The sequence below is a fragment of the Nocardia sp. NBC_00416 genome (assembly GCF_036032445.1).
GTDB lineage: Bacteria > Actinomycetota > Actinomycetes > Mycobacteriales > Mycobacteriaceae > Nocardia.
Window position 1 is genome coordinate 3,907,480 of record NZ_CP107932.1, and the last position, 19,541, is coordinate 3,927,020.

The 19,541-nt window shown below is 67.6% G+C and carries 17 protein-coding genes; 14 read left to right on the forward strand and 3 right to left on the reverse strand.

Going from position 1 to position 19,541, the window contains the following annotated elements; all coding sequences use genetic code 11:
• The first annotated feature begins 47 nt into the window (after window positions 1-47).
• The 8 genes from prfB (at window position 48) to OG804_RS16695 (ending at window position 7,343) form a co-directional block, all read left to right on the forward strand.
• On the forward strand, window positions 48-1,169 hold the full coding sequence (gene prfB / locus OG804_RS16660; protein ID WP_328387564.1) for a peptide chain release factor 2: 1,122 nt from the start codon (window positions 48-50) through the stop codon (window positions 1,167-1,169).
• A gap of 54 nt (window positions 1,170-1,223) precedes the next feature.
• The gene (locus OG804_RS16665; protein ID WP_328387565.1) at window positions 1,224-2,099 is read left to right on the forward strand and encodes a mechanosensitive ion channel family protein; all 876 of its coding nucleotides are present in this window, start codon (window positions 1,224-1,226) and stop codon (window positions 2,097-2,099) included.
• Entirely contained in the window at window positions 2,086-2,250 is a 165-nt protein-coding gene (locus OG804_RS16670) for a hypothetical protein (protein ID WP_328387566.1), read from the forward strand. Before OG804_RS16665 ends, OG804_RS16670 begins: the two co-directional genes overlap by 14 nt.
• A gap of 56 nt (window positions 2,251-2,306) precedes the next feature.
• On the forward strand, window positions 2,307-2,996 hold the full coding sequence (ftsE, locus tag OG804_RS16675; protein WP_328387567.1) for a cell division ATP-binding protein FtsE: 690 nt from the start codon (window positions 2,307-2,309) through the stop codon (window positions 2,994-2,996).
• Complete coding sequence (ftsX, locus tag OG804_RS16680; RefSeq protein ID WP_328387569.1) at window positions 2,996-3,901, forward strand: permease-like cell division protein FtsX; 906 nt, start codon at window positions 2,996-2,998, stop codon at window positions 3,899-3,901. Before ftsE ends, ftsX begins: the two co-directional genes overlap by 1 nt.
• A gap of 239 nt (window positions 3,902-4,140) precedes the next feature.
• Window positions 4,141-5,550 carry an acyl-CoA dehydrogenase family protein gene (locus OG804_RS16685; RefSeq protein ID WP_442941546.1) on the forward strand — a complete coding sequence of 470 codons (1,410 nt, stop codon included), beginning with the start codon at window positions 4,141-4,143 and terminating at the stop codon, window positions 5,548-5,550.
• 131 nt (window positions 5,551-5,681) lie between these two features.
• Window positions 5,682-6,908: an acyl-CoA dehydrogenase family protein gene (locus OG804_RS16690; RefSeq protein ID WP_328387573.1), complete on the forward strand. Its 1,227-nt coding sequence runs from the start codon at window positions 5,682-5,684 to the stop codon at window positions 6,906-6,908.
• A gap of 81 nt (window positions 6,909-6,989) precedes the next feature.
• Window positions 6,990-7,343 (forward strand): DUF6980 family protein, encoded by a 354-nt coding sequence (locus OG804_RS16695; RefSeq protein WP_328387574.1) that lies wholly within the window; start codon window positions 6,990-6,992, stop codon window positions 7,341-7,343.
• Here the strand turns inward: OG804_RS16695 and OG804_RS16700 are convergent.
• Window positions 7,333-8,688, reverse strand: a complete 1,356-nt coding sequence (locus OG804_RS16700; RefSeq protein ID WP_328387576.1) for a DUF1254 domain-containing protein — start codon at window positions 8,686-8,688, stop codon at window positions 7,333-7,335. The genes OG804_RS16695 and OG804_RS16700 overlap by 11 nt on opposite strands.
• A gap of 436 nt (window positions 8,689-9,124) precedes the next feature.
• Here OG804_RS16700 and OG804_RS16705 point away from each other — a divergent pair, with 436 nt between their 5' ends.
• The 5 genes from OG804_RS16705 to OG804_RS16725 all read left to right on the forward strand — a co-directional run bounded on the left by OG804_RS16705 (window position 9,125) and on the right by OG804_RS16725 (window position 15,703).
• A complete protein-coding gene (locus OG804_RS16705; protein WP_328387578.1) occupies window positions 9,125-9,760 on the forward strand; it encodes a hypothetical protein in 636 nt (211 codons plus the stop codon).
• A gap of 206 nt (window positions 9,761-9,966) precedes the next feature.
• Window positions 9,967-11,589 (forward strand): acyl-CoA synthetase, encoded by a 1,623-nt coding sequence (locus OG804_RS16710; RefSeq protein WP_328387580.1) that lies wholly within the window; start codon window positions 9,967-9,969, stop codon window positions 11,587-11,589.
• A 172-nt stretch (window positions 11,590-11,761) separates the two neighbouring features.
• On the forward strand, window positions 11,762-13,408 hold the full coding sequence (locus OG804_RS16715) for an acyl-CoA synthetase (protein ID WP_328387582.1): 1,647 nt from the start codon (window positions 11,762-11,764) through the stop codon (window positions 13,406-13,408).
• Between the two features lie 87 nt (window positions 13,409-13,495).
• Complete coding sequence (locus tag OG804_RS16720) at window positions 13,496-14,059, forward strand: hypothetical protein (protein WP_328387584.1); 564 nt, start codon at window positions 13,496-13,498, stop codon at window positions 14,057-14,059.
• 186 nt (window positions 14,060-14,245) lie between these two features.
• Window positions 14,246-15,703, forward strand: coding sequence for a PepSY-associated TM helix domain-containing protein (locus OG804_RS16725; protein WP_328387585.1), 1,458 nt, complete (start codon window positions 14,246-14,248; stop codon window positions 15,701-15,703).
• A 36-nt stretch (window positions 15,704-15,739) separates the two neighbouring features.
• On the opposite strand, the gene galK is transcribed toward OG804_RS16725, so the two are convergent.
• Window positions 15,740-16,882: a galactokinase gene (galK, locus tag OG804_RS16730; protein ID WP_328387587.1), complete on the reverse strand. Its 1,143-nt coding sequence runs from the start codon at window positions 16,880-16,882 to the stop codon at window positions 15,740-15,742.
• Window positions 16,883-17,256: 374 nt separating this feature from the next.
• Here galK and OG804_RS16735 point away from each other — a divergent pair, with 374 nt between their 5' ends.
• Complete coding sequence (locus OG804_RS16735; protein ID WP_328387589.1) at window positions 17,257-18,702, forward strand: GGDEF domain-containing protein; 1,446 nt, start codon at window positions 17,257-17,259, stop codon at window positions 18,700-18,702.
• A 9-nt stretch (window positions 18,703-18,711) separates the two neighbouring features.
• Here OG804_RS16735 and OG804_RS16740 read toward each other — a convergent pair whose 3' ends face one another.
• Entirely contained in the window at window positions 18,712-19,467 is a 756-nt protein-coding gene (locus OG804_RS16740; protein WP_328387591.1) for a DUF6319 family protein, read from the reverse strand.
• Between the last annotated feature and the right edge of the window lie 74 nt (window positions 19,468-19,541).

A 19,541-nucleotide genomic window follows, 5' to 3' on the forward strand; every position in this document is an offset into this window, starting at 1 on the left:
GCCGCGCGGTTTCATCGCGCCGGAGGGTCCTAGTAGCCTTGAACACCGTGCATCCTGACGTTACCGCCGACCTCGCCGAACTCGACGCGACTCTCAAGACCGTCGAATCGGTCCTCGATATCGAGGAGCTACGCCGTCGCATAGACGAGCTGGAGCATCAGGCTGCCGACCCCGAGCTGTGGAACGACCAGGATCACGCGCAGCGCGTCACCAGCGAGCTGTCGCACGCCCAGGGCGAACTGCGCCGGGTCGAGGAGTTACGGCAACGCCTCGAGGACCTGCCGGTGCTCTACGAGCTGGCGGAGGAGGAAGAGGGTGACGCGCAGACGAGCGCGCTGGCCGACGCCGACTCCGAACGCGCCGCACTGCACACGGACGTGGAGGCACTCGAGGTCCGCACGCTGCTGTCGGGTGAATACGACAAACGTGACGCCCTGGTGAACATCCGGTCCGGCGCGGGCGGGGTGGACGCGGCGGACTGGGCCGAGATGCTGATGCGCATGTACATCCGCTGGGCCGACCGGCACAAGTACGGCGTCGAGGTCTACGACACCTCCTACGCCGAAGAAGCCGGGATCAAGAGCGCGACTTTCGCGGTCAAAAGTCCGTACGCCTACGGCACGCTGTCGGTGGAGATGGGCACGCACCGGCTCGTCCGGATCAGCCCGTTCGACAACCAGGGCCGCCGCCAGACCTCCTTCGCCGAGGTCGAGGTGCTGCCGGTGGTCGAGACCACCGACCATATCGATGTGGCGGAAACCGATATCCGGGTCGACGTCTATCGGTCGTCGGGCCCGGGCGGGCAGAGCGTCAACACCACCGACTCCGCCGTGCGGATCACCCATATCCCCACCGGCATCGTGGTCACCTGCCAGAACGAGAAATCGCAGTTGCAGAACAAGGTCTCGGCGATGCGGGTGCTGCAGGCCAAGCTTCTCGAACGCAAGCGGCAGGAAGAACGGGCCCAGATGGACGCCCTCAAGACCAACGAGGGCGCGTCGTGGGGCAACCAGATGCGTTCGTATGTGCTGCACCCCTATCAGATGGTCAAGGATCTGCGCACCAACTACGAGGTGAACAATCCCTCGGCGGTGCTCGACGGCGATATCGACGGATTCATCGAATCCGGGATCCGCTGGCGGATGAGTACAGTTCTGCAGGAGGGCTAGCGGTCTCTTGGAGCCGCGAGCCGTCCGGTGGTGCGCGCGAGAACAGGTGGTCTGATGCATTCGGAGGGGACCGAAACGCTGGCCCTGTCCCTGGCCTTGTCTTCGGATGTCACATCCTGGCTGCGGTCTTCGGGTCTGGAGATCGTGCTGCTGATACTGGGGTCGATGCTGTTCGCTCGCTTCGCCACCTATATCCGCGACCGGATCACCCAGCGGATCGATTCCGGATTCCGCGGCGGTGACGCGCTGGTCAGGTCCGAAGAGGCCAAACACCGGCACGCGCTGGCGCAGGTGCTCACCTGGGTCGTACTGACCGTCGCGTATGTGCTGGTCGCGATGGAAGTGCTGCAACGACTGGGGTTCTCCATGTCGGGCCTGGTCGCACCGGCCGCGGTGCTGGGCGCCGCGCTCGGCTTCGGCGCCCAGCGCATCGTGCAGGACATTCTGGCCGGATTCTTCCTGATCACCGAGCGCCAGTACGGATTCGGCGATGTGGTGCGGATCGCGGTGACCGGTATCCAGGATCCGGCCGAGGGCACGGTCGAAGATGTGACCCTGCGCGTCACCAAACTGCGCAACCCGGACGGTGAGGTGATCACGGTCCCGAACGGCCAGATCGTGAAAGTCACCAATCTGTCGAAGGATTGGGCCCGCGCGGCGATCGATGTGCCGGTCGCGGCGAGCGCCGATATCCTCCGGATCAACGAAGTGCTGCACGAGGTGGGCGGTCAGGCCTACCAGGATCCCCGCCTGGAACCGCTGCTGCTCGACGAGCCGACGGTGATGGGCGTGGAAGATCTGACGGTGGACCAGATGAACATCCGAATGGTCGCCCGGACGCTACCGGGCAAACAGTTCGAGGTGAGTCGCGAGCTACGGGTGCGGGTGGCGGCGGCCATGCGACGGGAGGGCCTGAATGCGCGCCCGTAGATCGACCTGGGTGCTCGCCGGCGGCTGGGTCCTTACCTTCGTGCTGTACCTGTTCGTCAAACCGGACGATATCGCGCCGGTGAAACCGCAACCGGCGCCCGCTGTGCCGGTCGTGCACCAGCTTCCTGTTCAGGTCGTACCCGGCCGGTAGCACGTGCGACACGGCCCGCCTGGCGCTTCGTTATCGAATGGTTACACTGTCTCCTCGTGATCACCCTGCGCAACGTCAGCAAGTCGTATCCGACCGCTACGCGACCCGCGCTGGAAAACGTCACCGTCCATATCGACAAGGGTGAGTTCGTCTTCCTGATCGGTCCGTCGGGTTCCGGTAAATCGACCTTCATGCGGCTGTTGCTCAAGGAGGAGGTGCCGACCGACGGCGAGATCACGGTCGCGGATTTCCGGGTCGACCGGTTGCCGGGGCGGAGGGTGCCGCGACTGCGGCAGCGAATCGGGTGTGTTTTCCAGGATTTCCGGCTGTTGCAGCAACGAACGGTCGCTCAGAATGTGGCGTTCGCGCTGGAGGTGATCGGAAAGCGCCGGCAGTTCATCGATCGGACGGTCCCCGAAGTGCTCGAGCTGGTCGGGCTGGGCGGTAAAGCCGATCGGCTGCCGACCGAACTGTCCGGCGGTGAACAGCAGCGCGTGGCGATCGCCCGCGCATTCGTGAACCGGCCGCTGGTCCTGCTGGCCGACGAGCCCACCGGCAACCTCGACCCCGAGACGAGTTACGAGATCATGCTGTTGCTCGAACACATCAACCGGATGGGCACCACCGTGCTCATGGCCACCCACGACCCCCTGATCGTGGACGGTATGCGCCGGCGCGTGGTCGAGCTCTACGAGGGCCGACTGGTGCGCGACCAGGCAATGGGCGGTTACGAGGTGGGCCGGTAATGCGCGCGGGATTCCTGTTCGGCGAGGTCTCCGAGGGCCTACGCCGCAATGTCACCATGACCATCGCGATGATCCTGACGACCGCGGTCTCGCTGACCATGCTGGGCGGCGGTCTGCTGGCCGTGCGCATCGCGGACAAGACAGAGCAGTACTTCCTGGACCGGATCGAGGTGCGCCTGTATCTCACCGAGGACATCTCCGGGAGCGACCCCGACTGCGCGAACGACCCGTGCCGCACGCTGATGGCGGACCTGAAGGACGTCGACGGCGTCGAGAGCGTGCAGTACCTCAACCGGGACGCGGCGGTCCGCGAAGCCAAGGAGAAGACCTTCAAGGACCAGCCCGAACTGGCCGAGTACGTGAGCGAGACCCCGCTGCCGGCCTCGTTGCGGGTGAAGATGTCCGACGCCTCCTTGTATCCGACGATCTACGAACAGTTCTACGGCCGCCCCGGCGTGGGCATGGTCCGCAATGACAAGGACATCGTGGACCGGCTGGTCAGCCTGTTCGACGGTTTGCGCAACGCGGCGTTCGGCATGGCGCTGCTGCAGGCCGTCGCGGCGCTGCTACTGATCGCGAACATGGTGCAGATCGCGGCGTTCACCCGACGCACCGAGGTCAGCATCATGCGCCTGGTCGGGGCGACCCGCTGGTACACCCAGCTGCCTTTCCTCCTGGAGGCGGTGGCCGCCGCGCTCGCGGGCGGCCTGCTGGCGACGGCGGGCCTGTTCATCGCCCGCCCGCTGGTGATCGACCGGGCCCTGGGCGATCTGTTCGCCAGCAATGTCTTTCCACAGATCACCTTCGACGACATCTTCACCACCGCGCTCATGGTCATGCCGGTCGGCGTGGTGTTCGCCGGGCTCACGGCCTACGCGACCCTGCGCTGGTACGTGCGGGAATAGCCGGCCGGATGCCGCGGCCCCGGGCGACGACTCCCCTCCCGCGGCAACACCGGTGGCCGAGATCGCCCGTCCTGGATTCCAGGGCGGGCGATCTCGGCTTCACCACCTGCGCATTTTCCGGGCGCGTCCGCTCACCAGGACGTAAGGACCACTCGACGCCGTTCTTACTCCGCAGTAAGATAGCCTTACTCCGCAGTAAGATCCCCCGGGGCCGACCCTCACCCCCGCGCGAGAAACAGGTGATGATGAGCATTCGAGACAGCGCTACCAAGCGGCGTCCTGATAACGGCGTCCGCCAGGAGAACGGGGTGGGCCTGAACCAACCCAAACGGGACTGGATGGGCGCCGCCATGCGGGTCATGTCGACCATCACCGGTTCGGAGCTGGCCGAGAAGTACAACCTGCGCAAGCCGATCGACCGGGTCGCCTACGAGAGCACCAAGACCGGATTCCGCACCCTGGGCGCGGCCACCCGCGCTTTCAACAAGGTCGCGGGCGGCGGGGCCCCCAAACGGCTGCCCGACAACGAGTCGAAGACCAAGGACTACTTCGACCTCACCCCCACCGACGAACAGCAGATGATCGTCGAGACGGTGCGCGAATTCGCGGCCGAGATCCTGCGCCCGGCCGCACACGACGCCGATGAGGCGGCCGCGGCGCCGCAGGACCTGCTGGGCCGCGCCGCGGAACTGGGCATCACCCTCATCAACGTGCCCGAGGAGCTCGAGGGCGCGGCCACCGAGCGCGGCGCCGTCACCAACACGATGGTGGCCGAAGCGCTGGCGCACGGCGATATGGGCCTGGCCCTGCCGCTGCTGGCGCCCAGCGGCGTAGCGGTCGCCCTGTCCCAGTGGGGCACCGACGCGCAGCAGCAGACCTACCTGCCCGCCTTCACCGGGGAGAACGTGCCGCAGGCGTCGGTCGTGATCAGCGAGCCGCGCGCCCTGTTCGACCCGTTCAGCCTGCAGACCAAGGCCGTGCGCTCCCCCAGCGGCTACCGGCTCAGCGGCGTCAAGAGCCTGGTCCCCGCCGCCGCCGACGCCGAGATCTTCGTGGTCGGCGCCGAACTCGACGGCCGCCCGGCGCTGTTCGTGGTCGAATCCGACGCCAAGGGCCTGTCGGTGGAAGCCGATCCGAGTATGGGCCTGCGGGCGGCCGGACTCGGCCGGCTGGTCCTGGACAATGTGGCCGTCGCCGCCGACGCGATCCTCGGCGAGGGCGACGCCAAACAGCATGCCGCCGACTACCGCGACGCCGTCCAGCTCGCCCGGCTGGGCTGGGCCGCACTGGCGGCCGGCACCGGGCAGGCAGTTCTCGACTACGTGATCCCTTACGTCAACGAGCGGGAAGCCTTCGGCGAACCGATCAGCCACCGGCAGGCGGTCGCGTTCATGGTCGCCGATATCGCGATCGAGCTCGACGGTCTGCGACTGGTCACGCTGCGCGGCGCCGCCCGCGCCGAACAGGGCCTCACCTTCGCCCGCGAGGCGGCACTGGCCAAGAAACTGGCGGCCGACAAAGGCATGCGCTTCGGCCTCGACGGTGTGCAGCTGCTCGGCGGCCACGGCTTCACCAAGGAACACCCGGTCGAACGCTGGTACCGCGATCTGAGGGGTATCGCGATCGCCGAAGGCGTGGTGTTGGTCTGATCGGCGCCGCGGGCCCCGAACACAGACAGTGACCGTCGGTCGGACGAGCTGAACATCCGGCCGAGACCCGAACACCCTGGGTGGGCCACCCACCTCCGAACAACTTTCCGGTTCATCGCCAGGAGATTCTCATGATCAATCTCGAACTTCCCAGGAAGCTGCGGGCCAGCGCCAATCAGGCGCACCAGGTGGCCTCGCAGATCTTCCGGCCCATCTCGCGCAAATACGACCTGGGTGAACACGAATACCCGGTCGAACTCGACACCATGGCCGCCATGGTCGACGGCCTCAGTGATTCCGGCACCCAGAAGATCAGCGGCGCCAGCGGTGGCCGCTCCGACGACGCCGACCCGGGCACGACCCCCGATATCGTCGCCAACGCCAACGGCGGCAATATGTCCGCACTGCTCAACGCCCTGGAAACCTCCTGGGGCGATGTCGGGCTGATGCTGTCGATCCCGTACCAGGGCTTGGGCAACGCGGCGATCGCCGCCGTGGCCACCGACGACCAACTGGAGCGGTTCGGCAAGGTGTGGGCCTCGATGGCCATCACCGAACCGAGTTTCGGATCCGACTCGGCCGCGGTCACCACCACCGCCGTCCTCGACGGCGACGAATGGGTGCTCAACGGCGAGAAGATCTTCGTCACCGCCGGTCAGCGCTCCACCCATATCGTCGTGTGGGCCTCGGTGGACCGCAGCCTCGGCCGCGCCGCCATCAAATCGTTCGTGGTGCCGCGCGACGCCCCCGGCCTGTCGGTGGCCCGGCTCGAGCACAAGCTCGGGATCAAGGCCTCCGATACCGCGGTGCTGCTGCTGCAGGACTGCCGTATCCCGAAGGACAATATTCTCGGCAGCCCGGAAGTGAACGTGGAGAAGGGTTTCGCCGGGGTCATGCAGACCTTCGACAACACCCGCCCCATGGTCGCGGCCATGGCCATCGGTGTCACCCGCGCCGCCCTCGAGGAACTGCGCGCCATCCTCACCGACGCGGGCATCGAGATCTCCTACGACACCCCGGCGAACAACCAGCACGCCGCGGCGGCCGAATTCCTGCGGATGGAGGCCGACTACGAATCCGCCTACCTGCTGGCGTTGCGTGCCGCCTGGATGGCCGACAACAAGAAACCCAATTCGCTCGAGGCGTCGATGTCCAAGGCGAAGGCGGGCCGCACCGGTACCGATGTGACGCTCAAGTCCGTCGAACTGGCCGGCGCGGTCGGTTACTCGCAGCGACTGCTCCTGGAGAAGTGGGGTCGCGATTCCAAGATCCTCGACATCTTCGAGGGCACCCAGCAGATCCAGCAGCTCATCGTCGCCCGCCGGGTGCTGGGCAAGACGAGCGCCCAGCTCAAGTAGGCAGGTCGAACACGGAATGCCGGTCCTGGTCGCCACGGTGACCCGGACCGGCGCACCGTCGCACAGCGCCTTCCGACACCGATGGAATTCAGTGAGAACGGCCGGGTGCGCAACGAACCGTCCCGCCACTGCTGCGAGATGATGACGAGCAACCTGGACTGGGAATGTCAGCTGCACCAGGACCCGTACGACTGCCCGGACGCCTTGGTGATCTTCATCGCGAAGTTCGCGGAGTACGGATTGATCATCCATGACGGCGGCACATCGTTCGTCGCGATCGATTTCTGTCCCTGGTGCGGCGCATCGCTACCCGAATCGCAACGTAACCGATGGGTCGATGAGCTCGAGGCGATGGGTTTCGACACGGTTTCTTGCGACGACCTCCCCGAGGAGTACCGAGACGGTCGGTGGCTGATGCCCCCCGCTACAGCGTGACGGCGGGCGGTTCCCAGGCGCCCTCGAGGATGCTCTGCGCGGGCCAGTAGGCGCGCAGGAAGAGCGAGAACTCGTCGTCGGGGGCCGGCAGCCAGTTGGCGAACAGTTCCGGATCCGACGGTGGTGTCCCGCCGACGGTCAAGGTCAGCGACCCGTCCGCGTCGTACCGCAGATCCTGATTCTTGGTACCCAGCGAGTAGCGGTCGAGTTCGTGAGAGTGGAAGAAATGGTGTTTGTTGTAGACGGTCAGCGACCAGAACCCGCGCACCGGCGGCGACTGCCCGGCCGGGAACCGCACCGTGTACGTATTCGCCCCGTGTAGCCGCTTTCCCGTGTCGTCCAGGTCCTGGTAGTAGTAGGCGGTTTCGTTCACGGTGTTGACGAAGATGTTCGACTTGCCGATCGCGGTCCGGGACAGATAGTCGTTGCCGAACGCCGCCCCATTGCGCTGCGTCGTCCAGTTGTGCGCCACCGGTATCCCGATATTGCGGAACTCGAACAACTCCCCGACCACGGCATCGGCATCGCATGCGGTCTCCCGGAGGATATCGGCGATGGTCTCGTCGTTCCCGGCGGCGGCGATGATCGAGCGGAACCACTCGTAGAGCGCCTGCTCCCCGGGCCGCGCGGGTACTTCGTCGAGCACTTCGCCGAGGGCGGAGAAATAGGTTTCCGGGTCCACCCATCGGGTTTCGCCCTGGCCGGCGGTCGAGCCGCTGTCTCCGTAGGACGGCGCGTTCGCCCAATCGAAGACTTTTGTGGTGCCGTCGTACTCGGCCACCGGGTACATACCGATTCGATCGACCAGCGGCCCGATGGCCGCGCGGTCCGCGTCGGTGTCGTCGAGGAACACCCGCGGGATGACCGCTCCCGCGCGAGTGTCGTAGCGGAACACGTCGGTGATCCCGGCCGGGACCTCTCCGTCCCACGATTCGGGCGCGAGCAGGTAGAACCCGGGCGCGGTCCCGTACATCTTGCCGAGCCGCACGAAGGAATCGGTGCGTTGATCGACCACCTGGTACACCCAGAACCGGTCCCCGAAATCGGGCACCTGCACCACCGATGGACCGCGCTCGGCGTCCAGCACGCCGAACCCGTAGACCACGTCCTGATTCGGGCAGGCGACCACCCGCTCTTCCGGGCGGATGTAGTCGTGCAGCATTCCGATCGTCCCGGGCGGTCCGGCGGGCACGATCCCGGCCAGCAGCCCGGGCGCCGGCAACCGCTCCATGAACACGCGCCGGTTGTGCATGTTCACCAGCGGCCAGCCCCACAGGTAGGCGGCGCGGCCCACCGCCCGCGCGTAGTCCGGAGTCATCTTCGGCTCGACGAATTGACCGGGCATCGCGGGCTCCCTTCCCACAGCGGTTGTTCCGATACCGAACCGGGCCGACCGTATGCCGCGATCCGGCGGCGTCGGATCATCCGAATCGGGTGAAGGCTCCGCGGCCCCGGAACACGTATCGCCGCGACCGACCCGCGGGTGCGCGGGTCCCCTGGGCCGCGCCCGCCGCGGGTCGCGTGGACACGTAGGAGCCCCGAACCCGAGGTCATCCGGAAATCGACGTCCCGCGCGACGCGCGCGGCGGTCCTGGACAGGGCCGGGACCGAGTGACAATGTCTTCTTCGATCGAACCGTTCCGGCGCCACGGCGTGGCCGGGTCTCGCCCGCTCGCCGCCCGCTTCCGCTGGCCCGAGTTCCATCCGGTTCCCCGTTCGCCGAACCGGCCACCGAGTCACTGAGCAGCACCCCGGACCCCGCATCTGCAAGGAGACTGGTTATGCGCACAACGGCCTTTGCCCGTCGACTCCTCACCTCCGTGGTCGTGACCGCGGCGGCCACCGTACTGTTCACCGGCCACGCGACCGCCGATCCCGCCGAGGTCGATTGGGCCGCGGCCACCCAGGGGCTCCGGGCCGCCGCCGCGGGCGATTCCGCCGCCGAGCGGGCAGTCGCCCGGCTGCTGGACGATCCCCGGGTCGCCGGCGCGTCGCGGGAGGCGGCGCTGCCGGCGCAGCCGTTCCAGATTCCGGCGGAATCGAACGTCGGCCGGGGTGGCGCGCCGGGGCTCTACGGATCCGGGCTGTCGCTGAACATCGACGGCTTCCGGTTCGGATTCTTCGGCGGCCCGGGAACCATCGCGCCCAACCAGACCGGGGCCCGGCTCGACGTCGTATGGCTGAATCTCAACAACGGCCGCAGCGGTATGGAGCAGCTGACCGAGCACATGGACGTCATCGCCGACACCACCATCCGCACCAGGGTGATCGATCCCGGTCCGGGCATGGTCGTGGCCGCGGTGTACGGCAGCCTGTGGCACCGGTGGCCGGTGCCGGTGAGCGCCGAGCATCCGGACGGGTTCCAGTACGTGCGCGGGGATATCACCATGCCGTCGATGGGGTCGGTCGCCAACTGAGCCGATAGACGCTGGTCGGGCCGCGGCGACGTGTCGAATATTCGACATTCCGCCGCGGCGTACCAATCGCCGGAGGCTCCGGAAGTGTCTTTTTTGTCCGGAGCGTACGTTGTGAGCGGACGCACTTTCACTGCTACGGTGAGCCCCGGTATGCCGTTCGGAATCGCTAGGTCGAGTACCGACGCGAGAATCTGTGGAGGTGTTCGATGGTGAATCTGGCGCACACGCTGGAAGTGATCAAGGCATACGGGCTCTTGCAGTCCAGTGGATTCATCGATCTGAAGAATCCGGGGGAAACCCTGCGGACGCTGAAGGATTCCAAGACCTACATCCCGCAGGCCACCCTGAACATGCACTCCGCGCGAATCGCGCCGGAAGCGCCCGGGCTGGCCGACGAACGCGGCGAGCTGACCTATCGGGAAATCGACGAACAGTCGACCAAGATCGCCCACGGACTGCGCGACTCGGGGATCACCGAGGGCACCGTGATCGGCATCCTGGCCCGTGACCACCGCGGCCTGATCCTGTCCATGGCGGCCGCCGGAAAACTCGGCGTGAAGATCGCCCTGATGAACACCGGTTTCGCCAAACCGCAGTTCGCCGAGGTGTGCGAACGCGAAGGCGTGAAGGCGGTACTGCACGACAGCGAGTTCCTCGGCCTGCTCGACGCCCTGCCCGCCGATATGCCGCGGTTCCTCACCTGGGTCGACGAGGGTGCCGAATTGCCCGAGGGCGCAAGGACTCTGGACGATCTGATCGCCGGCAACGGCACCGGGCCGCTGCCGGTCCCCGCCAAGCCGGGCGGATTCATCATCCTCACCAGCGGCACCACCGGCCTGCCGAAGGGCGCCCCGCGTGAGAAGGCCAGCCCTCTTGCCACCGCGCAGTTCCTCGACCGGATGCCCTTCCCCAAACGCAGCACCGTCGTCATCGTCTCGCCGATCTTCCACAGCACCGGCCTGGGCACCTACCTGGTGAGCATCGGACTGACCAACAAGATCGTCATGCGGCGCCGGTTCGACGCCGAGGCCACGCTGAAGATGGTCTCCGATCACAAGGCCGAACTGCTGGTCGCGGTACCCACGATGCTGCACCGGATGGTGGAGTTGCCCGAAGAGGTCCGCGCGAAGTACGACACGTCCTCCCTGAAAGGCATCATCCTGGCGGGCTCGGCGCTGTCCCCGGAACTGAGCGTCAAGGCGACCGAGGTGTTCGGGCCCGTGCTCTACAACCTCTACGGCTCCACCGAGGTCGCCATCGCCACCGTGGCCCAGCCGGCCGATCTGGCGAAGGCGCCCGGCACCGTCGGCCGCCCCCCGCTCACCTGCGATGTCCGCCTCTACGACGACAACGACAAGGCGGTGACCGCGAAGGACGTCACCGCGCGGATCTTCGTCCGCAGCGGCGCCCCCTTCGAGGGGTACACCGACGGCCGGCACAAACAGATCATCGACGGCTACATGTCCAGCGGCGATGTCGGGCACTTCACCGAGGACGGCCTGCTCATGGTGGACGGCCGTGACGACGACATGATCGTCTCCGGCGGCGAGAACGTCTTCCCGCTCGAGGTGGAGAACCTGCTGCTCGAACGCGACGATATCTTCGATGTGGCCGTGGTCGGCGTGGACGATGTGGAGTTCGGCAAACGGCTGCGCGCGTTCGTCGTCCCCGAACCAGGACATACCCCGGACGTGGACGAGATCAAGACCTACGTCAAGGAGAACCTCGCCCGGTACAAAGTGCCGCGCGAGGTCGTCTTCCTCGACGATCTGCCGCGTAACCCGACCGGCAAACTGCTGCGCCGGGTGCTGGTGGAATACGAGGTCTGACAACACCTCTCGACACCGAAACCGGGACTTCTCACAGGAGTGTCCCGGTTTCACTACTGTCCGGGACAATCGACGCGGCAGTCGTATCCGGGGTTGCTAGGGTTGGCACAGCACTGGAGCTCGAAGAGGTAGACCGCCGGTTCCGGCGGTGCACCGCGGAAGGTTGTCGCCGATGACGCTGTCGTTGCCCGGACCCGTTCGCAAGGTCGGCGATATCGCCTCGGCCGTGAACGTGATGCGCAGACGCGGGCTCTTCGATCCGCTGCGGCTCGACCACGCGATCCGGTCGATGAGCAATGCGTCCAAGTACGGGCCGTTCGCCGGTGTGGTCATGCATGCCGCGCAGACCCGGCCCGACTCCCCCGCCATCGTCGACGAACTGGGCGAATTCACCTTTCGCCAGCTCGACGAACGATCGAACGCGTTCGCCCGCGGCCTCGGCGAACTCGGGCTACGCGGCGGTGATGTGGTGGCGATCCTGGCCCGCGATCACCGCGGGATGGTGCTGAGCATGCTGGCCGCCGGCAAACTGGGACTGCGCGCGGTCCTGATGAACACCGGGTTCGCCAAACCGCAGCTCGCGGATGTCGCCGAACGCGAGAAGATCAAAGCGGTGCTGCACGACAGCGAGTTCTTCGATCTGATGAGCGCCATCCCGCAGGACATCCCGCGGATCCTCACCTGGGTCGACGAATCCGATCACGCGGATCCCGCGATTCCGACGGTCGAATCGGTGTGCGCCGGGCAGTCCACCGCGCCCCCGGCCGCGCCGGCCAAGCCGGGCGGCACGGTCATCCTGACCAGTGGCACCACCGGGACCCCGAAGGGCGCCCCGCGGGACAAGGTGAGCCCCTTCATGAGCGCCCAGTTCATCGACCGGGTGCCGCTACCGGCCGACGGCACCATGGTGATGGCCGCGCCCATCTTCCACGGCACCGGACTGTCCCAGTTCTCGCTCGGCCTGGGCCTGGGCAACCGGGTGATCTTCCAGCAGCGTCGTTTCGATCCCGAGCTCACCCTGGCGAATATCGCTCGCTACCGGGCCGATTCGCTGGTCGTGGTGCCCACCATGCTGCAACGCATCCTCGATCAGCCCAAGGAGGTGCTGGACCGCTACGACGTCTCCTCGATCCGGGTGATCTTCGCGGCCGGCTCGGCGATCCAACCGGATGTGGTGGTGCGCACCGGCGCGCATTTCGGCGATGTGCTGTACAACCTGTACGGCTCCACCGAATGCGCGGTGATCACCGTCGCGACGCCGCGCGAACTGCGGAAGTCGCCGACCACCGCGGGCCGGGCGCCGGTCGGCGTACGGATCGCCCTCTACGACGAGAACCGCGCGCGGATCACCGAACCGAATGTGACCGGCACGATCTTCATCGACAACCCGCACGCCTTCAAGGGCTACACCGACGGCCGCACCAAGGAGACCGTGAACGGGATGATGTCCAGCGGTGATGTCGGGCATCTGGACGAGGAAGGCCTGCTGTTCATCGACGGCCGCGACGACGACATGATCGTCTCCGGTGGCGAGAACGTCTTCCCGCAGGAGGTAGAGCACCTGATCTCGCAGCGACCCGATGTCCTGGAGGCCGCGGTGGTCGGGGTGGACGACCGGGATTTCGGTAAGCGGCTACGCGCGGTGGTGGTTCCGGGCCCGGAATCGAAACGGGACGCCCAGGAGATCAAGGACTACGTCAAAGCCAACCTGGCCCGCTACAAGGTCCCCCGCGAGGTCGTCTTCCTCGACGAACTGCCGCGCAACGCGACCGGAAAACTGCTGCGCAAACCACTGACGGAAATGGACACCGGGAGCTGATCTCCGGTCGGCGGCGGGCCCGCTCGTCTGCCGCCGAGGTCAACGGGTTCGCCGCGGGCGGCGCTGCCGGTCCGATATCATCCCGGAGTGCGTATCAGGTTCGGCTCCACCCACGCGGTGGACCATCGCGGCGCCGATCGCGTCCGCGGTGCGGCGGCCGGCCTGATCTCGGGAACCGTATCGGTGGCCGCCCACGGCTGGGCGGCCGGTGCCGGTCCGCCCGACGGCACCGCGATCGTACTGCTCGGCCTCGCGTCGGCGGCGGTGGGCGCGCTCGTCACCGGGTTGCGCCCGCTGCGCACCGGCACCGGCGGCCTCGCCGCGGCACTGCTGGCCGGACAGTTACTGGGCCACATCTGCCTGGGGTGGGGTTCCGGCCATCTGCACCACGGTGATCTACAGCTGACCCCCGCCATGATCGTGGCGCATTTCCTCGTCGCCTGCGCCGCCGCGATCATCGTGCGCGGCGCCGAGTTCGCCTATCGGGTCGCCACGGCTGCCCTGTCCCGGCTGGTGCCGGTCGCGGCGCGCGCATCCGCCGTCGCCGACCGGTCCCCGCTGCGGACAACGCACCGGGACCGGATCATCGCCCGGATCTTCGCCTCCGATACCGGCCGCACCCGCGCACCGCCGCGCGCCGTCCTGGTCTGATCTTCCCACCCGGCTGTCCCGGCCGGGCGCCGTGCGTCGCTGTGGTGACCGCACTCGCCGGCGCCCGCGGTACCGCATCCGGGTTCCTTCTCGCGGCGACCCGTGTCATCGGTGCGCGCCGCGTCTCCGCGCACCCCACCGCAGGCGGCGGGGCGCCGGACCCAGTACAGGACGCAGGTAACAACCATGAGTACCACCGAGGTCCCCGCGGCGGCCGGCGATGCCGCCGCGGCGACCACCACCCGACCACCGACGACACGGCCGAGTGGCGGCGCGTTCCGCGCGCTCGCACTGCGGTTGCACTTCTACGCCGGGCTCTTCGTGGGCCCGTTTCTGCTGATAGCCGCTGTGACCGGCGGGCTCTACGCCGTCTCGCCCGCTATCGAATCATTCGTGAACCGGGATCTGCTCTATGTGGATTCCCAGGGTCCCGATCGGCCGCTGGCCGAGCAGGTGAACGCCGGCGTCGCGACCCGGCCGGACCTTTCTCTGGTAGCGGTGTCACCGGCCCCCGCACCGGGTGAGACCACGCGGGTGCTGTTCAGCGATCCCACTCTCGGGGAATCCGAGCGACGTGCGGTGTTCGTCGATCCGGCCACCGCGCGTCCGGTGGGCGAATCGGTGGTGTACGGCAGTTCCGGTGCGCTGCCCTTCCGCGCGTGGGTCTCCCAGATACACCGCCATCTGCACCTCGGTGACCCGGGACGCCTGTACTCCGAACTGGCGGCCTCGTGGCTGTGGCTGATCGCGCTGGCCGGGCTGGCACTGTGGATCCGGCGGGTGTTCGCCCGCCGACAGCGTAATTCGGCGGGCCGGCTGTTCGTGCCGAATGTCGCGCGGACCCACCGGGAACGTCGGCTGAACTGGCACGCTGTGGTCGGCGTGTGGATTCTTCCCGTGGCGCTCCTGCTGTCGGTCACCGGGCTGACCTGGTCCACGTACGCGGGCGAGAACATCGAACACCTTCGGGAGAATCTCAGCTGGACCACCCCGGTGATCGATACCGCGCTCCCCGGTGCCGCGGCTCCCGCGGATTCCGGGCACGCCGATCACCATGCCGGGCATACCGCGATCCATACGGTTCCGGCCGACCGGATTCGGCAACTGGACCGGGTGCTCGCCGTCGCCCGCGACGCGGGCGTCACCCAACCGGCCGAGATCTCGGTACCGGCGGCCGACGGCATCGCGTTCGAGGTCAAGGAACGGCGGCTGCCGGGGACCCTCACCGTCGACTCGGTGGCGGTGGACGGGCCCACCGGTACGATCACCGCCCGTCTCCCTTACGCCGACTGGCCGTTCATGGCCAAAATGGCCAACTGGGGAATCCAGCTCCATATGGGTCTGATGTTCGGTCTGCTCAACCAATTACTGCTGCTGGCTGCGGCGATCGGACTGGTCACGGTGATCGTGCGCGGATACCTGATGTGGTGGGCGCGCAGGCCTGCGGGGGCGTCCGGAGTGCTCGCGGTCGGCAAGCCGCCGCGCCGAGGTGCGTTGCGCCGCTCGGCGGCCCTCGCGGTGCCGGCGGTGGCGGCGGCCGCACTGATCGGCTGGTTCGCTCCGGTATTCGGCCTGAGCCTGCTCGCCTTCCTACTGGTCGACCTGCTCATCGGCGTGCTGCGCCGCGGCCGCCCGGCTGTCTGAGGTACCCAGCCGCCTCGCCCGTGGAGCCGGACCGACTCACTCGATCGGTCCGGCTCCCGGCGCCGCGACGGCCTCGAAGGTCCGCGAATCGCGAAAACCCTTACTGGCGAGCCTTTTCTGCACCTCATCCTGGACACGTGCGGCGGCGCCGATATCGACGAGCGCGATGATGCTGCCCCCGAATCCGCCCCCGACCATCCGCGAACCGTGCGCGCCGGCCGCGCGGGCCGCCGCCACCGCGGCGTCGAGAACATCGGTGGACACCTCGAAATCGTCGCGCAGGGAGTCGTGCCCGGCGTTCAACAGCGGTCCCGTCTCCCGCGGGTCGGCACCGGCCCGCAGCAGCGCGGCCACCGTCCGTACCCGCTCGTTCTCGGTCACCACATGCCGCGCCCGCCGGTACAGCACCGGGTCGCTCAGCCGCGACAATTCGTCGATATCGTCGATGTCACGCAGTGAGTCCACGCCGAGGGACCGCGCGGCGGCAGCGCATTCGGCGCGTCGGGTCCGGTATCCGCCCGCGGCGTGGTCGTGGGTCTGACCGGTGTCGATCACCAGCAGCCGCAGTCCGGTGGCGGCGAGATCGAACGGGATCTGCTCGAAACCACCCGTTTCGGCGGCGCCGAACGCCCGCACATCCAGGAAGAGGGCGTGCCCCTCGGTACACAGGATGGAGGCGGCGTGGTCGAGGATGCCGGTGGGAGCGCCGACGTAATCGTTCTCGGCGGCGCGGGCGATATCGATCAGTTCCCGGTCACCGACGGCGGCGGCGCACAGATCCCGCACCGCCACCGCGGCGGCGCAGCACAGCGCGGCCGACGACGACAGCCCGGCCCCGGCTGGGACGGCGCCGTCGAAAACCATTTCCAGGCCCTCGATCCGGTGACCGCGGCGCCCGAACTCCGCCACGACGCCGAGCGGGTAGCGCGCCCAGCTCGGCACCAGATCCCGCTCGGCGGCCAGCGCCCGCGCCGGTAACCGCACCGGTTCGTGCGGACGCTGCCGTGAGCTCACCCGCACCAGGTCGTCGGTGTGCCGGAAGCCCTCGCAGGCGACCGCCAGCGGGATCGCGATGGGCAGGACGAATCCGTCGTTGTAGTCGGTGTGTTCACCGATCAGGTTGACCCGGCCCGGCGCCGACCACCGGCGCACGCCCGTGCTCTCCTCGCGTTCAGTCACCAGACCACCGTACGAGCCGCCGGAGTCCGCGAGCGGTCGCGGCGCCAGCATCGGGACAGCTGTTACGACGTTGTTGCGCCAAGACAGCGACAAATTCGGCACTGCGTGTCATCATCGGATCCATAGTCCAGGTTTTGGTGGGCCGACCAGTAGCGCGATCGGCTCGGACATCCCCTCGTACAGGAACACTCGGTTTCGTCAGCCGCCGCTCGATGGGCAGGTAGAGCACGACAGACAAGGATTCCAGATCTACGAAGCGGCTCGATTTCACCGGGAATGGAGCGATCAAAGGGGGGCTGATGATCATCAGCGAACCACAGGGAGCAGGGCGGCAGGGCATCCACCGGATACGTTGCGGTGCACTATTTTCCGTGATGGTGGGTTCACCGCTCCTGGTACACCTGGTCCTCGGGTCACATCTGTTGTCCTTGCTGATCACGCTTCTCGCGGCGATCGGCACGGTGGTCATGATCGGTTTCGGCCTGCACCGGCACCGACCGGCGCAGCCGCTGCCGTGGTACCTGCTGGGCGCCGCCGCCCTCCCTTTCGCGACCGGCACCGTCCTACGGGAACTGACCACCTACGCGTCCACCCCTCTCGACGAGATCTGCACACTCACCGGCTACCTGGCCACCGGTCTCGCGGCGCTGCTGTGGTTGCGACCGCGCCGGGCTCGCGCGCACCCGGATGTGTTCCTGGACTCGGCACTGATCGGTCTCGGCGCGCTGCTGGCGTCCTGGATCTTCCTCATCGCACCGGTTTTGCACACGGGTACGGGCGCCGCGACCACGATCACCGCGGTGATCCTTCCGGTCTGTGATGCCCTGATGCTCACACTGCTGGCGCAATCGGTGGCCACCTCGGGCCGGTCGGAAACCTCGCTGCGCCTGCTGCACATCGCCCTGGCGGGTGCGCTGGTGACCGATCTCGGCTACCGGCTGGCCGCCGCCGGGACGCTCGCGACCGATCCGGATGTCCTGGTGCTGCCGCTGATCGGCGCGTATCTGGCCGTCGGCGCGGCCGCCCTGCACCCGACCATGTCGACACTGGGCGCGCCGCGTTCGATCCGGCTGGACCATTCACGCCAGCGGGCCAGTGTCATCGCGGTCGCCCTGGTGGTGTCGTCGCTGGTGCCGATGGCCCGCGCACCGCTCAGCCCACTCGACCAGATCATCGTCTCCACGATGCTGGCACTGCTGCTCATCGGACTGCTGATCCGCAGCGAACGCGCGATCGGCCGTAGTGCGCGCAGCGAACGACGCGCACGCTACCAGGCCGACCACGATCCACTCACCGGTCTGCTCAGTCGGTCCGCGCTGCTGCGCGTGCTGCATCGCGACCACCGGGATTGGGCCGAACGTCCGCTCTGTCTGCTGTTCATCGATCTCGACGAGTTCAAGGCGATCAACGACAGTTACGGTCACACCGTGGGCGACGAGTTGATCGCCGAAGCGGCCGAACGGATTCGCACCGCGGTGCGCCGTGACGACGTGGTGGCCCGGTACGGCGGGGACGAGTTCATCGTCCTGGCACCGCTGGACCGCACCGAAGCGACCAAAATGGCCGAACGCCTGCTCGGCGTGTTCATGAAGCCCTTCCAGCTCAGCACCGGTGAGGTACCGCTGACCGCCAGTATCGGCCTGGCATGCGGCGGACCACGAGATATCGACGCCAGTATCTACGACCTCATCCGCGACGCGGACGCGGCGATGTATCTGGCGAAGCGGCGCGGATTCGGCTACATGTTCCACGACTCGATCCGGCACGCGCCGGCCGAGCCGATCCAGCACGGCTGGCGGCCGCGGGAAACCGCGGTCTGAGCCTCGGGCTCAGTCCGACAGTTCCTCGAGCAGTTTGCGCGCCTGCTCCAATTCGGCCTGCAACTGCTGGACTTTGGCCTCCTGTGCGCCGCGGACCGATTCCAGCAGGCCGTCCACCACCTCCGACACCTCGGGGTTCAGCAGCTTGGCCGCCTGCGCCACGGCCGTCCCGGCAACCGGTACCGCACGGGTGGTCCGCTTCTTGCCGGAGACCACGTCGACGGTCCACTCGCCCTCCGCGGTGCCGTTGATGGTGACCGTTACTTCCGGCGCCTTGGACTTGCGCGCGGCCGGCGCCTTCGCCGCCTTGGCGGCCGGGGTACGCGACGCCGCGGCCGGCTTCGCCTCCGGGGCGGCGGTCCTCGCCGCGGCGGGCGCGGGCGATTCGGACGCCGGTTTCCGTTCCGCGGCCGGGGAAGCGGAGGTGGACGGGGACGCGGCGGGAGTCACGGGCGTTTCCTTCTTGTCGGGTACGGGCTTGGGCGCGGGCGGCTGCGCGGCGCGCTGCGGTTTGATGACGGTGACCTCGGTGGGACCGAAGGACAGCACGTCTTTGGACCCGGTGGGACGGATCTGCAGGAAATCACCGTCCGCGGGGTCACCGAGCGAGACCACTTTCCCCGATCGTCCTTCGGTGACGCCCACCGCCGCGGCGGTGAACCAGACCATCGGCGGGCGCCCCGCCTCGATCTCCGCGGCGATCTGCTCGAGGTCATTGTCGGACAGAGGTTTCGGCTTCGCGTTCGCTGGTGTTCGCGACGGCATGGGGCACTCCGGGCAATCTCGCTTGTTCGTCGAATAGCTGCGTGCACAGATGATGCCGCACGACACCGACATTT

Excerpts from the sequence above, each read along its gene's own strand:
- OG804_RS16665 (WP_328387565.1), top strand. The coding sequence starts at position 1,224 with ATGCATTCGGAGGGGACCGAAACGCTGGCCCTGTCCCTGGCCTTGTCT.
- OG804_RS16670 (WP_328387566.1), top strand. The coding sequence starts at position 2,086 with ATGCGCGCCCGTAGATCGACCTGGGTGCTCGCCGGCGGCTGGGTCCTT.
- ftsX (WP_328387569.1), top strand. The coding sequence starts at position 2,996 with ATGCGCGCGGGATTCCTGTTCGGCGAGGTCTCCGAGGGCCTACGCCGC.
- OG804_RS16690 (WP_328387573.1), top strand. The coding sequence starts at position 5,682 with ATGATCAATCTCGAACTTCCCAGGAAGCTGCGGGCCAGCGCCAATCAG.
- OG804_RS16695 (WP_328387574.1), top strand. The coding sequence starts at position 6,990 with ATGGAATTCAGTGAGAACGGCCGGGTGCGCAACGAACCGTCCCGCCAC.
- OG804_RS16700 (WP_328387576.1), bottom strand. The coding sequence starts at position 8,688 with ATGCCCGGTCAATTCGTCGAGCCGAAGATGACTCCGGACTACGCGCGG.
- OG804_RS16705 (WP_328387578.1), top strand. The coding sequence starts at position 9,125 with ATGCGCACAACGGCCTTTGCCCGTCGACTCCTCACCTCCGTGGTCGTG.
- OG804_RS16710 (WP_328387580.1), top strand. The coding sequence starts at position 9,967 with ATGGTGAATCTGGCGCACACGCTGGAAGTGATCAAGGCATACGGGCTC.
- OG804_RS16715 (WP_328387582.1), top strand. The coding sequence starts at position 11,762 with ATGACGCTGTCGTTGCCCGGACCCGTTCGCAAGGTCGGCGATATCGCC.
- OG804_RS16725 (WP_328387585.1), top strand. The coding sequence starts at position 14,246 with ATGAGTACCACCGAGGTCCCCGCGGCGGCCGGCGATGCCGCCGCGGCG.
- OG804_RS16735 (WP_328387589.1), top strand. The coding sequence starts at position 17,257 with ATGGTGGGTTCACCGCTCCTGGTACACCTGGTCCTCGGGTCACATCTG.
- OG804_RS16740 (WP_328387591.1), bottom strand. The coding sequence starts at position 19,467 with ATGCCGTCGCGAACACCAGCGAACGCGAAGCCGAAACCTCTGTCCGAC.